Raw genomic sequence first — 15,914 nt, 5'->3', positions numbered from 1 at the left:
ATTATAACTGGTCGATTTGCTGTATGGATTTAAGTGCGGAAAATATGAATTGCAGGAGCTGCTAGAGACCATGAATAACGAATATGAAACCGATATAGAGAAATTGCTGGAGGCACTGAAAATAACGCTGCCCCTTGTGCAGCGCTTATTCCCTATTGATGTAATGTTTGCATTAACGGATACGGAAAAGTTCATTTACAATTTGCCTGGGACAGAATTGGATGTCCGGATCCAAGAGGGGACCCCGGTTCCGCCAAACGGGGGAATCCGGACTGCACTCGACACGGGAGAAGAAGTCAGTGCCAATATCCCAAAGGAGATCTACGGGTTACCCTTTAAGTCATCGTCTATGCCGATCCGTGACCGGAACGGAGGGGTTGCAGGCGTATTTACAATCGGAATCAGCCTCAGTAATCAGGAAACGCTTAGCGATGCGGCGAATGCTCTGGCAGTGACCTCTGATGAAATCAGCTCGACTTCCGAGGAGATTGCGGGAACAGCCTCTGATCTTGCGAATACGGTAAGTGACCTGAAGGAGCTGGGCCAGAGGGTGGTGGTGGATCTGCAGCAGACAGACGAGATTCTGGATTTCATCCGCAAGGTAGCGGATAACTCCAATCTCCTGGGGCTTAATGCTGCGATTGAAGCGGCTCATGCTGCTGAGCATGGACGGGGCTTCGGCATCGTCGCTCAGGAGATCCGCAAAATGTCAGTATCAAGCGCTTCATCCGCCAAGGATATCGCCAGCATTCTGCAGATGATCAAGAAGAACATCACCCAGATGGATGCAATACTGATGGATTGTCTGGCCCAAAGTGAACGTCAGGCTGCAGCAACAGAGGAAATCACCGCCTCAATGCAGCAGATGGCAGCTTCGGCCGTAGAGATAGAGAAGATCGCGCGGCTGATCTAGGCAGCATCTGTGTCAAATGGTTCCTCCCGGGCATAAAGTAACTGGACGAAGGCCCAGTTGTGGCTTACACGATCCGTTCACCCAGAAGCTGATGACCTATCATCTGAAGCCCGGACAGGTCTCCATTTTCCCGAAGGGCTGGTTTTACTGGATTCTGGCCGAGAGTGACCAGGTCCAATTCCTGACGGTCTTCGATGCTCCATCGCCTGATATCGTCTATGGTTCAGATTTCCTGCGTGCGATTCCCAAAGAGGTTATCCAGCGGGCCTATTGCATTAATGAAAAGGATTATGCCAAGGCAGTTGCACCGCTCAAAGAATCGGTTATTCTTGGACCGCCTCCGGGCTGCGCCGTCGCCGGTGCCGCAGAGAACGGCTTCCATGCGAACGGTCAAGTGATGCCTTATACCGGTGTACCTCCATACACAGCCCAGCAGCCGGCAGCCGCATTTTATCCTTATCCGGTGTATCCGCGCCGCTAACCGCCAATTGCATACCCGGGGATTTCAAGGGATAGCGGAGTTCACTTCCGCCAGACCGGGAAATCCCTTTTTTGCATGAATTTTTGGCTAAATTCTCCGGAATGTGCAGATACTTCTGTTATCTCAAACCGGGAGGCAGAACGATATGAAGAGAGGAAAACAAGGTAATCAGACGGTCCCAGTCAAGCAGGGGAAGGCCGGGAAGTCTGAGAAACCGGGCAAGAAAGGATTATCTGTATGGCAGCTGACAATGCTGGCGCTGGGTACAGTGGTGGGCGGTTCATTTTTCCTGGGTTCCTCCGTTGCGATCCGGGCGGCAGGCCCGTCTGTACTGCTGGCATACGTTATCGGAGGGGTCCTGGTCTATCTCATCCTGTCCGCCCTGTCGGAAATGACAGTGGCGAATCCGGTACCCGGCTCGTTCCGCACTTATACCGAGCAGGCGTTTGGAAGGGGAGCGGGTTTTACAGTCGGCTGGGTATACTGGACAGGCCTTGTGCTTGCGATGTCGAGTGAAGCAACAGCAGTATCCATCCTGCTGCGGGCCTGGTTCCCTGCTCTGCCGCTGGCGCTGGCCGGTACGGGAATCATCGTTCTGGTAACGCTGCTGAACCTGCTCGGCGCTGAACGGCTGGGCAAGCTGGAAAGCGGACTTGCAGCCTTCAAGCTGCTGGCCATAGTTGCTTTTATCGTCATAGCGGTGGCTATTGTAGCAGGAATTGGAACGAAGGGCACAGGAGCTGCAGGTATGAATGTTGTGCGCGGCCAGAGATTTTTCCCCGGGGGAATTGCAGGTATCGCGGGCAGTATGCTCATGGTGATGTTTACATACGCGGGATTTGAAGTGCTGGGCCTTGCCGCATCGGAGACGGGGAATCCCGGAGTTACCATTCCGAAGGCTATCCGGCGGACAATCCTGCTCCTGGTCAGCCTCTATCTGGCTGCGATGACCGCGCTGTTCCTGCTGCTGCCTCCGGCTCAGGTCTCCGAACAGATCAGTCCGTTTGTGTCTGCCCTTGGCCTGTATGGACTCGGCTGGACCGGGACTGTAATGAATATCGTCCTTGTGTCCGCTATTCTGTCTACGATGCTAGCCTCCGTATTCGGCCTGGGCCGGATGCTCCGCTCATTGGCGGAGGAGGGACATACTCCGGCCTGGATGAGGGACCGTTCGGATGTTCCGTACCGCGGTATCCTCATCTCCGGCGGCGCGATGCTGGCCGGGCTCGGGCTCGGCATGCTGTTGCCGCAGGGCGTCTACTTGTTTCTGGTCAGCTCCGGCGGCTTTGCGCTGCTGTTCTCTTACTTCATCATCATGGCCAGCCACTACCGGCTGCGCCGGCGCAACGGAGGACCCTTCAAGGGCCAGCGCGGGTTGCGCGGCTATCCGTACAGCTCATGGATTGCAATGGGAGGTCTGCTGGCCATTCTCGCCAGCATGCCGCTCATTCCCGGACAAGGCGGAGGTCTGGCAGCGGGAATCATGTTTGTTCTGCTGTTCTCGGGCATTTACGCGGCGGGGGTGCTGCGTAAAGGGAGAGTATCCGGCGGACTGCGGCAGCCTGCCCTGCAGGTGAAGATGCCTGGAGCCAGAGCACAGATGGAGGCAGCGGAGGAGCTGACGGACGGGAAGGGACGGTCAGAAGAGCGTCAGAACCACCCTGCGCAGAGCGGTAAGCGTTATAGTCAGGGACAGAAAAAGTCTGGAGCTAAACAGAAGAAGCGGAAGCGGAAATAACGCTGTTAATAATCATCAGAAGCGTTTGTGCGAAATAGCGTCTCTTATTCTCTGACATCGGCAGTTAACAAGGAGACTCCATTATTGATCAATGGTACTAATCTGCCGGCAAGAGCAGCAGGGGGCTCATGCCGGCCCTCCTTATTCCAGCGGAAGGTAACCCCATAGATTGACCAGCTTAGCAGGGTTGCAGCCGTTTGTAGTGTAGGAGTATCCATAGTGCTGTTAGCTTCGCCCAGAAGCCTTTGCAGCAATTGCTCCAGCCGCATCTTAATATTCTCTTCAATAATCAGCGCCAACGAATCATATTTCTTCAGGCAGTGATGACTTGATTCATGATAATCGCAAAGAGCAGCAACCAGCTTCTGGAGCGTTTCCTCCGTCAGGGTTGCCTTGTCATCTATTTTGCGGAGAACCAGCTCCGAGAAGGCATCCGACAAAAAGGATTCAAGCAGCGCATATTTATCAGGAAAATGAGCATAGAAGGTAGCGCGGTTAATGGTGGCTTTTTTCGTGATATCCTGTATCGTAATCGCACCAAAATCCATTTTATTTAATTGCTCGGCGAATGAGTCCAGAATTAACTGGCGTGTCCGGATGACACGCGGGTCGTTCGGGTTCGGTGATAATATACTTGGCATCCTCTATCCATGCTCCCTTCGGTAACTTATGCTTTTTCTATTATAAACATCTGCGGCTGCGCCAACCAAGGTATCCTTGGATAACCAACAATACAATTTAGCATTTCGCTTAAGCAACAGAAGGCGCAGATTGTTGGTTGAATGGGGCAGGTGGCCTTGCTAATATTGCATTCGTACCCCTTAACTGCGGGTGCCAAAATAATATTGGAGGTGCGGTTCATGAGTCATCCACAGAACAACAATCATTCCATTCAAGCCTTGTTTCAGCCTTATACGATCCATCAACTGACCTTGCCGACACGAATCGTCATGTCGCCGATGGCCCGTGCCTTCTCACCTGAAGGTGTGCCGGGGCCGGATGTAGCCGCTTATTACCGCCGCCGTGCCGAGAACGGTGTCGGTCTTGTGATAACCGAAGGAGCTCTAATAGACCATCCTTCAGCAACCAGTGAGCCCAGATTGCCTAAGCTTTATGGGGAAGAAGCATTGAACGGCTGGGCGGAAGTGGTCAGACAGGTGCATGAAGCAGGCGGCAAAATTTTCCCGCAAATCGTGCATATGGGCATGATCCGGCCGAATGGCTCCCAGCCTAATCCGGAAGCCTTGTCCATCGGTCCATCCGGACTGGATCTGGAGGGGAACAAGGCAGGAGAACCGATGACTACGGAAGAAATTGCGGATGTGATTCAAGCTTACGCGGCTGCAGCGCTTCATGCCAAAGAAGCCGGGTTCGATGGTATAGAGCTTCACGGAGCACATGGCTTTCTGATTGACCAGTTTTTGTGGGTGAAGACCAATCAGCGGACAGACCGGTACGGCGGCGATCTGGTGAAGCGCGCCCAGTTTGCTGCTCAGATAGTCGAAGCTGTACGTGCTGCGGTAGGTCCGGATTATCCGGTAGCCATGCGTCTGTCCCAGTGGAAAATGGGCGATTACACTGCCAGGCTTGCGGACACACCGGATCAGTTGAAGGAACTGCTGAATGTTCTGGTGAACGCCGGAGTAGATATCTTCCACTGCTCAGTACGCCATTTCTGGGAGCCCGAATTTGCCGGTTCCGATCTTAGCTTTGCCGGCTGGGTGAAGAAGCTGACAGGCAAGACGACCATTACGGTCGGGTCGGTTGGCATGGACAGTGATCCCGCCGAAGGGGAAGGACGGGCACATCCGGGACTGGAGGGACTTGTGGAGCGGCTGAACGACAACGAATTTGATCTGGTGGCCGTGGGACGGGCGCTGCTCGGAGATCCCGCCTGGGCGGTCAAAATCCGTGACGGACGGGTGAGTGAGCTTCAGGCGTTTACCCCTGAATCGGTAGCGGCGCTCTCCTGACAATTGATTGTCTAAACGAAAAGCAGGCCAAAGGTACCCGCCCTTGGCCTGCTTTTTGCATATCCTGTTCTATAGACGCGTTATTCCGAGCTTACTTCACTTCTTCAAGCTTTTTGGTAAGCTGTTTGTACTGTTCCAGCAGCCCGCCCAGCGCTTGCTTGACCGCTGGGGCATCTTTGGATTCTACGGCTTCAGCCAGTGCAGCCTGCGCCTTGAAGAATCCGTTATCTTCTGTCATCGGGAGCAGAGCCGGGAGTGCAGCGGCTGTTATGGAGCCAGAGCTTGTGAGTCCGGCGGACGGGACGCTGTCAGGTGTTGCAAACACAGCGAATTCTGCAGTGGATGAAGCCGCTGTTCCTGTTGCGAAGGCACTGACGGTCCCGTCTGTTATGACAAGCTGAAGATCGGTTGACGGCGCTGAACCGGCAAGGGAAGGTTCGGCTGTTGTCAAGGCTACAGGTGTGGCCAGTTGCACGGCTGGAGCGGTAAATTCTCCTTGTGTATCGAGGTTAAGCACCCTAACATTTAGGCGGATGGCCTTACTGTATCTGCTGAGCGTATCGGTCCAGTCCTGAAGCGTCTCCGGCGCATAGCTTTCAGCAAGACCCAGCAAGTCGGGGAAACGGGAGGAAATCATGATACTGCCTTGCACAGGTGCGGAGGCAGCGCTTAAGGTAACTGCGGGAGCCTGTGTCTGTTGCGGCGTGCGGTCTGCATCGGCAAACACCGGGGTTGCGATGGAGGACAGCAGCAGGGTGGAGAGGGCCATTCTTCTCAAGATTAAACGGTTCATGAACTAACACTCCTTATGGGTGAGGTTTGTCTTACAGCTCCCAATATAGCGTTCTACTGTGGCAGGAAATTGGTGGATTTGTGGAAAAACAATGGCAGGGCCCTACCGCCTCCGGCAGCTTGTTATAATGGAGCAGACAAAACTGTGGAGGGTTACGATGAACAATCAGACGGTCATTGCTGTTGTGGACGATGATGAGAATATACGCAATCTGGTCGAGGCTTATTTACATAAGGAGAATTTCCGCACCATTGGTCTGGGAAGTGCCGAAGAAGCCTGGGCCCTGTGGACAAGCGATCCTCCCGGCATGTGGGTGCTCGATATCATGCTTCCGGGGATGGACGGGTATGAACTATGCAGACGCATCCGTGATGAAGCAGAGGTGCCGATCATTATGATCTCAGCCAAAGATGATGAAGTCGATAAAATACTGGGTCTTGAGCTGGGCAGCGACGATTATCTGGTCAAGCCGTTCAGTCCCCGTGAGCTGGTGGCCCGGATCAAACGGCAGCTGGCAAGGTGGGAACGCCTCCAACAGCCTCTGCCCGCAGCTGCGCTGCAGCCCCCTTCAGGCATAGAGCTGGGCGGCCTGCTGCTGCTTCCGGAAGAAAGGAGGTCCTTCTGGCACGGATCAGAGGTGGAGCTGACGAGTAAGGAGTTCCTGATGCTGAAGGTATTTGCCGGACATCCGAACCGGGCGTTTACGCGGGAAGAGCTGCTGGGTTATGTCTGGGGTGATGATTATTTCGGCAGTGACCGCGCAGTGGACCATCTGATCAAACGCATCCGCAAAAAAATAGACGGCTTACCGCTGGAATCGGTCTGGGGACACGGTTACCGGATGAGAGAAGGGCTGGAATGATGAATATACGGATGAAGCTAAACGGGCAGATGAAGAAGCTGAAGCTGGTGCATCAGATCAATTTTGCCTTTGGACTGTCTATGGTGCTTGTCTTGTCTATCACAGGCGTGATGATTCATTTTGTACTGATGGACCATTTCATCGGTAAGGAACAGGAGGGATTGCGGACGCTAGGCGCTACACTGACCGCCAGCATGCAGCAGCAGCCCGCCGCAGCAATAAGTGCAGTCCCAATTGAAGAAAATGAGTTGTTTCCGGTTCAATACGCTACGCTTTCCAGCGGAGTACAGGCGATTGTGACGGATCAGCAGGGGAAGGTGGTCTCTGGCACCATCCCTGCATCCGGGCAGACGGGGGCAGTTACCGGTATTGCTGCAGCGGAGCCGGACAGCCTACAGAGCTTATGGGACGGTAATGACCAGCGTTATCTTGTGCAGGTAAATGCGCTTCCCCAAGGTAAACTGACCTTGCTGACGCCTGTCAGCAGAATCAAAGCTATCGAACAGGCACTGCTTAAACGGTTGATTCTCGTCTTCGCCGCCGGTGCAGCCGTGATGTTCCTGTTCAGCCTGTTTATCACGAAGAAGCTGATTGATCCGCTGATGAACCTGCGTGAGGAACTCAAAAAAGTGAAAAACCGCCGGTTTGCCGAGGTGAATCTGGTCCGGGCGGGTGGGGAGATCGGTTCTGTAGCCCAGACTGTATACGAAATGGCCGGAGAATTGCACAGGTTCAACCGGGTACAGAAGCAATTCTTCCAGAATGCCTCGCATGAGCTCAAATCACCGCTGATGTCGATATCCGGTTATGCGGAGGGCATCAGGGACGGGATTTTTGAAGGTGAGGATGTCCGTAGAGGGCTGGATATTATCCTGGGCGAGAGCGGACGGCTGCGGGACCTGGTGAGCGAAATGACGCTACTGGCCAAGCTGGACAGTGAGGAGGATATATTCCGGGCGGTAGAATGCGATCTGGAAGAGCTGCTCTCAGAGGCGGTAGAACGGGTCAATCCGCAGCTGGCTGCAAGAAAGCTAACTCTCAAGACTGAAATCTCCGGAGACAGCGGGCTGATGCTGAGGGCTGACCGCGATAAGCTGCTGCAGGCACTGCTGAACGTATTATCCAATGCTGCACGTTATGCAGACAGGAAGATTGATATCCATGGTTATGTAAGCAAGGGGCTGATTACATTAACGGTTTCAGATGACGGCCCCGGCATTCCGCAGGAACTGCTGCCCAGCCTGTTTCACAGGTTCGTCAAAGGGAAAAATGGTGATTCCGGGCTGGGACTGGCCATCTCGCGCGCCATCGTGGAGCGCTGCGGCGGTAAGATTACCGCCCGGAACTGCCCGGAAGGCGGTGCCGTCCTAACCTTCGAATTTCCTTCCGCAGCGGGCTGACAGGGATTATCTCAAAAGCAGTCAAAAAAGGGGGTGCCCCGGAAGCCATTATAAGGCTTGCGGGACACCCCCTTAAAGTGATTCCTAATGTTTTAATATTCGTTGAACATTGCGGCAATTTCGTCGTAGCCGGTTGTTTGTGTCAGCGCCAGGGAGAGCAGAATTCGTGCTTTTTGCGGCACCAGACTGTTGCAGGGAATGGAATTGGCGGACAGGTCAATATAGGAGTCCTTGAGCGTGATTCCGCTTGAGATCCGCGAGCAGCGGACCACAGGGATGTTATTGTTCTTAAGCTCGCCGACTTTATCAATCCACGGCTTGCTGTAGATGCCTCCACCTGCACCGGCAATCACAATGCCCTTGGAGATTGTGGCGAGATAATCCAGGATGCCGGGATCGGCGTCGACATGGAAGTAGGCTACGGATACTTCCGGCAATCCGGTCATGGCCGATACATCGAATTGTGAAGCAGTCGTATGTCTTTTGAGCGTCCGGGTATAGAAGAAGGCATGACTGTCGCGCATATAGCCCAGGCAGCCGAAATCACGCTCATCGAAGGCATTGGCCTTGAAGGTATTCACCTTCTGAACATCCCGCCCGCTGTAGATCCCTTCAGCGAAGACAACCATCACGCCTTGTCCGGACGCATCCGGATTCGCTGCCAGTGCAACGGACTGATACAGATTGAGCGGTCCGTCGGCACTGATTGCGGTAGCCGGACGCATGGAGCCGGTAATGATCACAGGTTTGTCAGTCTTGATCACCAGGTTCAAGAAATAGGAAGTCTCATCCAGGGTGTCGGTGCCGTGGGTAATTACGAAGCCGTGCACATCCTCCCGGAGAGCGAGTGTATTGATGTACGCAGCCAGTGTAAGCCAGTGTTCACTGGTGATATCTGCACTGCACAGATTGCTGACCTGTACGCCTGCACAATTGGCAAGCCGTTCCAGGTGGGGCACACTATCCAGCAGATCCTGCACGGGCAGGGCACCGGGTTCGTAGTTCAAGGTTTTATGCGCTTCGCCGCTGCCGGCAATGGTGCCGCCGGTGGCCAGAATAACTACATTTTTGAGACTGGGATTATAGAATGGGGAAGCTGTGAAGTTCACTTCAGGTGCTGGAATAATCATAGATCGTTTCCTTTCAGATCGAATCAGAATGAAGGTTATAGAATGACATTGAATGTATTATAACATACGATTTCCGGGGATATTGATCTGTTTTTACTCCTAATTTTCCCTGCAAATAATTAGTCAATAAGTACATGCCAGATTAAGGTATAATAAGTAAAAATATAAATGGGAGGATATGTATGTTCAAGATAGAGGAAGTAGCCCATGGAGTGTGGGCGGCAATTGTAACTCCGGGCCGGGGAGCGGTAGGCAATGCCTCCATTATAGATCTTGGGGATACCACAGTTGTGGTCGATACCTTCAGCCTGCCCGGGGCAGCGAAGCTCTTGCGGGAGACGGCTGAGCAGCTGACAGGGAACCCGGTCCAATACATAGTGAATACCCATTATCACGGGGATCATCATTACGGGAATCAGGAATTTGCGGATAGTCTTATCATTTCCACAGAGCTTACCCGTGAAGTGCTGACAACGACGGGTCCACCTGAGCTAGGGGAATGGCAGGAAGGGCTGCAGAAACAGATTGCAGCGCTCCAGGAGGCTCATAGTACTGCTGCGGACACCCGCGTGCAGGCGGCGCTGGGATATGAAATCGAGGAGAAGCAGGCCTTGCTGGAGGCGACACCTGCGATCCGCAGAGTAACTGCTGCTGTGACATTCAAGGATACGCTTGATATTCACGGGTCAGAGCGGTCCATACAGTTGTTCACCTATGGGGGCGGGCATACCTGCAGCGATGCCATGGTATATATTGCTGACGTGAAGGTGCTGATCGCCGGGGATCTGGTGCTAAACCAATCTCATCCGGCCATGCTGCATGGTTTCCCTGAAGCGTGGACCGGTATTGTGGAGCGGATTGGCCTGGAGATGGATTTCACCCGGCTGATCCCTGGTCATGGAGGGGTTGCCGGACGTGAGAGCATCGCAGAAATGTTAAGTTATCTCCAAGAGATTCAGACGTATGCCGCAGCAGCTGTCCGGAGCGGGGAAAGCGCGGAGGTATGGATCGCCAAGGGAATCCCGGCACCGTTTGATACATGGGAGGGTTCCCATATCTTTGAGTGGAATTTCCGCTGGCTGTACAATACATATAATCAATCCTGAGAAAAGAGGAGAAAATGATGCTGAAGCTGGATAGCCGTGACTATGCCCTGGCTCTGCCGCTGTTAAGCCAAGTGAAGATCAATACCCTGTTCGCAGAAGCAGTACTCAAGGGCCAGACCACCGGCACTGTTTACGTGGATAATGTGCAGAACCCCCGTACCTTTTATGTGGCTCATGACTATGGGATGTCGCTGGTCTATGGGGATTCGGGCAATGAGGCGTTTAACCGGAGCTTATATGATTATATTACCAACCAGTCAGGGGACAGGCAGTCCCCGGAATGGCTGCAGGGTGATCCGGCAGGTGGCTGGTCTCCGCTGGTGGAGTCAATAATTACAGCGCATAACGCACTGTTAAATGCGGTCGATCCCGGTCCTGAAACGGCTGATACACGGAGGATGTACACTCATACCAGAGTGAATTTCACCTTTGACCCGGAAGTCTACCACAGTGCGAAGGAGCAATGGTTCCGGAAGGATGCAGTAATTGTTCCGATGACTGCCGGGCAGTTTGACGGGCAATCAGGTGCTGTGATTCCGCGTTATTTCTGGAGAGATGCAGAGCATTTCCTAAGTACAGGCATAGGGTACACCCTGCTCTGGGAGGGGGAGAGCGCCTCTAATGCGTTCTCGGCGTACCGTACAGCGGATCAGCTTGAGATTGGGATTGAATCGGCAGCGGGCCACCGGGGGCAGCATTTTGCCTTCTCCGTATGTTCCGCACTGATTGATTACTGCCTGGAGCACGGGCTGGAGCCGGTGTGGGGCTGCCGCCAGGAGAATGAGGGTTCATATAGACTGGCTCAGAAGCTCGGCTTCAAACCGTCGTTGTACATCCCTTATTACCGCTTGGCCGAATGATTAAGAGACAGGGCGATATATCTAATGGACACGAAAAGGGCGCCGGCGGGCGTTCTTTTTTATTGAGTTTTCCGGAGATAATATTATCATTATCTAACGATATTGGGGGTTTATCTCCTCGGCAAGCAGGAGGAAGCAGCTAAAGGCCTTGCAGATGTCAGATCAGCCGGGCATCCACGAAGCAATGCAGATGCAACGGGGACAGCAGCTTCAGGCCTTCGCCAAGCTCGAAGTCTTTGCCTTCGGCGAGCTGGCGGCCTTTTTCGCGGAAATAGATCCGGTACATCGCCAGAGTCTCCTCACTGAATTGGCTGCTGTGCAGGGCTAAGGCTGCGAACTTCCGCTCGAAGTGCTCTGTAATGTCAACCACCGTATTCGGCTCCGAGGTGAAATAGAAACCAATGGCCTTCGGCTGCCAGGGGCGGGTGTTTGTCCCCCGGGGATACAGCGGAAGTCCGGACGACAGGAAGGCCTGGGCTGCGGCTCTGCCTGTAACGATATGATCATAATGTGCCTCATAGCTCAGCCACGGATCAGGACAGAGGATAACATCCGGCTGCACGGTACGGATGATCCCGGCAATCTCTTCTGCCAGCGCCGGAATATGCTCCAGGGTGCCGTCGCCGTGGGCCAGCTGATGGAACACTGTGGCACCCAGCGACCGCCCTGCGGCTTCCAGCTCACGTGCGCGGACGGCTGCAATCTCGGCAGAAGACAAATGCTCGTCCACCGCACCTAGATCCCCGTTCGTCACGGTTAAATAATGAATCTCGCAGCCCCGCTCCGCCAAAGAGGCGATTGTCCCGCCGATGCCCACCTCATTATCATCCGGGTGCGGCTGTACGCATAATATTCTGCGGCAGCCTGTCAGATCGGGAGGGGACATCAGTGCGGCCATAGTGGATATATCCATGTTCATGATCACTCCTTATATTAGATAAATGCCTGGGTCCCTTCTATACGGACCGGGTATTCTCCAAATCATTCAGTGTCTGCAGCCTCTGCTTGTCACTGATATTGTAGAACAGAATCGGCAGAATTGCGGCCAGGAAACAGAGGGCGGGCAAGAGAAACATCACGAAGCTGAGCCCCTGCTGGAGCCTTGGAGTCGACGGCTGATTCTCAACATAGCTAAGCAGGCCCAGACTTGCACCGATAATGAGCCGTGACAATGCCCCGCTGAATTTAGTAACAAAGGTGTTCGTGGAGAACACAATCCCCTCGCCCCGGAAGCCCAGCTTCCACTCCGAATAATCAATGGTATCCAGCAGCATTGATGTGCTCACAATGGTTGTCATGCCCGAGAAGAAGAAGCTGACCGCGAAGAACACCAGCGTGGTCAGAACATTGTGGTCACCGAGAAGATAAGGCAGGATGCAGGACAAGCTCCCCAGTATGCAGGAGAGGATGAATACCTTCTTCTTGGAGAAGCGGCGCAAAAGCGGCGGCGTAGCCGTCATTCCCAGCAGCATGCCTACAACAAGACTAATCCCGACCTGGGTTGCATAACCGGCATCCCCCCAGACATAGACCACATAATACAGCTGGATGCTCTGCCGGATGCCGTTGACCAGGTTAATAATCAGCAGCGAGGCAAGCAGGGTGAGCAGCGGTTTATTTTTATACACCGTTTGCAGATTTTGCCGGAACGAGATCTTCACGGGAGAAGGGGCGACCCTTTCCCTGGTAAGAATTCCGGTCAGGAAAATAGAGAAAGCGGCAATGATTCCTATAATAATTGCGGAATACAGATAAGCTTGTGTGCTCCGTTCACCGCCGAAGGCCAGCAGCAGCTGGATACCGCCGACTGTGATCACGACCGCACCGAGGGTTCCGCCGATTTTGCCTAAAGTGACGAACAATGTCCGTTCACCCGGTTCTGTAGAAATGACGGACGACAAGGCCCAAAGTGGCGTGTCACAGACTGTATACAGCATCCCCCAGAGCAGATACGATACGGTGGCGATCACCAGCGTCGTTGTAGAGGAGCCTCCGAAGTCCCAGAAGCAGACGATGGTTGCCAGCGCAATCAGGAAGGGGGCGAACAGCAGATAAGGCCTGAATTTGCCCCACCTGGAGCGTGTTTTGTCGGTAATCATGCCCATCAGCGGATCAAGACAAGCATCGAAGATGCTCGCCACTACCAGTATGACGCTGGCAGTAGTCGCCGGAATACCCAGCAGATCCGTGTAGAAGAACAGAATATACATCGACATGAAGCTGTACAGCATATTCTGGCCCAGCAAGCCGCCGGAGAACACCATTTTCTCAGCCAAAGGTACTTTTGTTGTCAATGGGCAGTCCTCTTTTCGTTGTGTATATGTAGGGTTGTACCATTTACTAATTATGTTTATTTATAACTTTTTTTGATGTTCTGTCAAGCTGAATATAGCTAACGCTGCCGGCGGGATAACCGCTACATATAGACAATGTGGAAGCGCATTACAGAAAATAAATTAAAAATTTAATAATGCAAAAATTATATATTAACTATTTAACGAAAAATGTCGAAATATAGCTGATGTGTCCGGCTGATGGGGGAGTGTATGGGTGAATACAACAGGATTACGGCAGGATGGACACTAAGAAGTTAACCACAGGGGGAAAACACATGAAATGGTTCGGAAACATGAAAACAGCAACAAAAATTATCTCAGCTTTTATGGTGGTCTCTTTAATTCTGGCGGGACTCGGGGTGTATTCCATTTTCTCGCTGAGCAGCAGTAATCAGAATATGAAGGCCATGTATAACAACAATCTGATTTCGGTCAGAGATCTGTCTGCTGTCAAAATCAATTATCAGGTCATCCGGGTATATATACGCGATATGAGCAACACCACAGATGCAACCCAAATTGCCGGTTATCAGGACAAGATTGAATCTTCCCGGCAGGATCTGATCCAGAAGGTGGACAATTACCGTCCGCTGGCCACGACCGGCACGGAGAAAGAGCTGCTGAACGATTTTGACAAGGAGTATGAGGTCTATCTGAAGCTGTTTGAGGAAGCGCTTGCCCTGGCTGAACTGGATGATCCAGCTCAATTTAATACTTTCCTGACGACCCAATTGAATGCGCAGGGAGAGAAAGTGCTTGAGAACCTGGATGGTCTGATCGAATTTAACGTGGAGCTGGCCGATGAAGCGAACCGCCACTCCCAATCAGCCTATTCCTCGGCGCTGGTGATTACCATTTCAGTTGTCGCGGCTGCTGTAATCATCAGCATTCTTATAGGTTACCTGATCGCCAGATCCATCTCCAAACCGCTTATGCAGATGCTGCGGCTGGCCTCAGAGGTGGCCAGCGGTAATTTGACCCAGCAATCCGATATTTCCACCAAGGATGAAGTGGGCCAACTGGCTGCTGCGCTGAACCGGATGGTTCATAACCTGAAGGACCTGATCAACGGGATTGTTATGAATTCACAGAGTGTAGCTGCGTCTTCCGAGCAAATCTCAGCAAGTACCCAGGAAATCGCCAGTACCAGCACGAACCAGTCTGCGGCGGCAACGAACATTACCGAACTGTTCAAGGAGCTGTCGCTGGCTATTGATTCCGTAGCCTCCAGCGCAGAGGAAGCGGCGGAGCTGTCGAATGAGACGGTGCGCACAGCCCGGGAAGGCGGATACGTGGTTGAGACCTCGCTGCACGGAATGCAGACCGTCAATCACCAGATGAAACAGCTCGAAGAGGATTCCGGCAAAATCGGAGACATCATCGAAGTGATTGATGATATTGCCGAGCAGACCAATCTGCTGGCTTTGAATGCGGCGATTGAAGCTGCTCGTGCCGGAGAGCAGGGCCGCGGCTTCGCAGTGGTGGCGGATGAAGTCCGCAAGCTTGCCGAGCGCAGCAGTGATGCCACGAAGGAAATCACGAAGATCATCAAGGCCATGCAGGAGAATACGAAGCAAAGCGTCCGGGCAGTAGCGGAAAGCGTTGAGCAGTCTTCGATGACCAGCCAGGCCTTTGAACAGATTATCAGTATGGTTAATACTTCTTCACTCAAAGTGAATGAAATTGCTGCCGCCTGTGAAGAGGAATCCGCTCAGGCAGCCGAAGTGATGAGCTCGGTCCAGTCCATTGCCGCCTCCAGTGAGGAATCCGCAGCGGCTTCAGAGGAAACGGCAGCTACCTGCCAGGCTCTGGCCCTCTTATCCGAGGATTTAGCCCAGTCGGCTGCTGCGTTCAAGACTCATTAATTCTACAGACTGAAGGTGAAGCCATGTCATCCTTACAGAAGGAACAGTATATCGAGCTTGCTGTAGGAGCCGAAACCTGCGCAATCCGTATCGAAGAAATTCATGAAATTATCAAAATGCTCAGCATTACAGATATCCCTTTTACCCGGAATGAAGTGAAGGGTGTGGTCAATCTGCGCGGTAAAGTGGTCAGCGTAATGAGCCTGCGCAATTTGCTGGGGATGGCGGATGAGCCATACACCCGGAATACAAGAATTATTGTGGTCAACTACCGGGAGGAGTTCGTGGGTCTCATTGTGGATAAGGTCAATAAAGTGACTACGTATGCTGAGATCCACCCTCCTGCGGGCGGGTATAGCCGCAGCCGCGAAGCGGTTTTCCACGGGATTGGTCAACGGGATGATCAGCTGATTGGCATTCTCAAGCTCGAGGAAATATTGGGCGGTTAGGAAGGGGA

15 protein-coding genes are annotated in these 15,914 nt (G+C 53.0%); 10 read left to right on the top strand and 5 right to left on the bottom strand.

From position 1 onward, the window contains the following. Window positions 1–70 precede the first annotated feature (70 nt). The 3 genes from R50912_RS20390 (at window position 71) to R50912_RS20380 (ending at window position 3,132) form a co-directional block, all read left to right on the top strand. The gene (locus R50912_RS20390; protein ID WP_042237444.1) at window positions 71–913 is read left to right on the top strand and encodes a methyl-accepting chemotaxis protein; all 843 of its coding nucleotides are present in this window, start codon (window positions 71–73) and stop codon (window positions 911–913) included. A 16-nt stretch (window positions 914–929) separates the two neighbouring features. After that, window positions 930–1,394 (top strand): cupin domain-containing protein, encoded by a 465-nt coding sequence (locus R50912_RS34400; RefSeq protein ID WP_081956586.1) that lies wholly within the window; start codon window positions 930–932, stop codon window positions 1,392–1,394. 145 nt (window positions 1,395–1,539) lie between these two features. Continuing rightward, window positions 1,540–3,132, top strand: coding sequence for an amino acid permease (locus tag R50912_RS20380; RefSeq protein WP_081956585.1), 1,593 nt, complete (start codon window positions 1,540–1,542; stop codon window positions 3,130–3,132). 44 nt (window positions 3,133–3,176) lie between these two features. Here R50912_RS20380 and R50912_RS20375 read toward each other — a convergent pair whose 3' ends face one another. Further along, window positions 3,177–3,773 (bottom strand): TetR/AcrR family transcriptional regulator, encoded by a 597-nt coding sequence (locus R50912_RS20375; RefSeq protein ID WP_042237442.1) that lies wholly within the window; start codon window positions 3,771–3,773, stop codon window positions 3,177–3,179. Between the two features lie 219 nt (window positions 3,774–3,992). Between R50912_RS20375 and R50912_RS20370 the strand changes: the two genes are divergently transcribed. After that, a complete protein-coding gene (locus R50912_RS20370) occupies window positions 3,993–5,105 on the top strand; it encodes an NADH:flavin oxidoreductase (RefSeq protein WP_042237440.1) in 1,113 nt (370 codons plus the stop codon). A gap of 91 nt (window positions 5,106–5,196) precedes the next feature. On the opposite strand, the gene R50912_RS20365 is transcribed toward R50912_RS20370, so the two are convergent. Further along, window positions 5,197–5,898, bottom strand: a complete 702-nt coding sequence (locus R50912_RS20365) for a hypothetical protein (protein WP_042237438.1) — start codon at window positions 5,896–5,898, stop codon at window positions 5,197–5,199. Window positions 5,899–6,055: 157 nt separating this feature from the next. On the opposite strand from R50912_RS20365, the gene R50912_RS20360 reads away from it, so the two are divergent. After that, the gene (locus R50912_RS20360) at window positions 6,056–6,760 is read left to right on the top strand and encodes a response regulator transcription factor (protein WP_042237436.1); all 705 of its coding nucleotides are present in this window, start codon (window positions 6,056–6,058) and stop codon (window positions 6,758–6,760) included. Beyond that, window positions 6,757–8,160, top strand: a complete 1,404-nt coding sequence (locus tag R50912_RS20355; protein WP_231637683.1) for a sensor histidine kinase — start codon at window positions 6,757–6,759, stop codon at window positions 8,158–8,160. Before R50912_RS20360 ends, R50912_RS20355 begins: the two co-directional genes overlap by 4 nt. 92 nt (window positions 8,161–8,252) lie before the next feature. Here R50912_RS20355 and R50912_RS20350 read toward each other — a convergent pair whose 3' ends face one another. Next, entirely contained in the window at window positions 8,253–9,290 is a 1,038-nt protein-coding gene (locus R50912_RS20350) for an asparaginase (RefSeq protein WP_042138440.1), read from the bottom strand. 182 nt (window positions 9,291–9,472) lie between these two features. On the opposite strand from R50912_RS20350, the gene R50912_RS20345 reads away from it, so the two are divergent. Together R50912_RS20345 and R50912_RS20340 are read left to right on the top strand one after the other, a co-directional pair. Then, the gene (locus R50912_RS20345) at window positions 9,473–10,396 is read left to right on the top strand and encodes an MBL fold metallo-hydrolase (RefSeq protein ID WP_052416561.1); all 924 of its coding nucleotides are present in this window, start codon (window positions 9,473–9,475) and stop codon (window positions 10,394–10,396) included. 14 nt (window positions 10,397–10,410) lie between these two features. Further along, window positions 10,411–11,256 carry a GNAT family N-acetyltransferase gene (locus R50912_RS20340; protein ID WP_081956584.1) on the top strand — a complete coding sequence of 282 codons (846 nt, stop codon included), beginning with the start codon at window positions 10,411–10,413 and terminating at the stop codon, window positions 11,254–11,256. Between the two features lie 157 nt (window positions 11,257–11,413). Here the strand turns inward: R50912_RS20340 and R50912_RS20335 are convergent, their stop codons facing one another. Beyond that, window positions 11,414–12,169: a PIG-L deacetylase family protein gene (locus R50912_RS20335; RefSeq protein WP_042237433.1), complete on the bottom strand. Its 756-nt coding sequence runs from the start codon at window positions 12,167–12,169 to the stop codon at window positions 11,414–11,416. A 43-nt stretch (window positions 12,170–12,212) separates the two neighbouring features. Beyond that, window positions 12,213–13,550 carry an MFS transporter gene (locus tag R50912_RS20330; RefSeq protein WP_042237432.1) on the bottom strand — a complete coding sequence of 446 codons (1,338 nt, stop codon included), beginning with the start codon at window positions 13,548–13,550 and terminating at the stop codon, window positions 12,213–12,215. A 317-nt stretch (window positions 13,551–13,867) separates the two neighbouring features. Here R50912_RS20330 and R50912_RS20325 point away from each other — a divergent pair, with 317 nt between their 5' ends. Both R50912_RS20325 and R50912_RS20320 read left to right on the top strand, forming a co-directional pair. Further along, complete coding sequence (locus R50912_RS20325) at window positions 13,868–15,457, top strand: methyl-accepting chemotaxis protein (RefSeq protein ID WP_042237430.1); 1,590 nt, start codon at window positions 13,868–13,870, stop codon at window positions 15,455–15,457. A 23-nt stretch (window positions 15,458–15,480) separates the two neighbouring features. Beyond that, window positions 15,481–15,906: a chemotaxis protein CheW gene (locus R50912_RS20320; protein ID WP_042237428.1), complete on the top strand. Its 426-nt coding sequence runs from the start codon at window positions 15,481–15,483 to the stop codon at window positions 15,904–15,906. Window positions 15,907–15,914: the final 8 nt, after the last annotated feature.

Source organism: Paenibacillus sp. FSL R5-0912, assembly GCF_000758605.1.
Classification (GTDB): Bacteria; Bacillota; Bacilli; order Paenibacillales; family Paenibacillaceae; genus Paenibacillus_AQ.
Note: the sequence above shows the minus strand (reverse complement) of the source record. Positions and strands in the feature narration are given on the sequence as shown.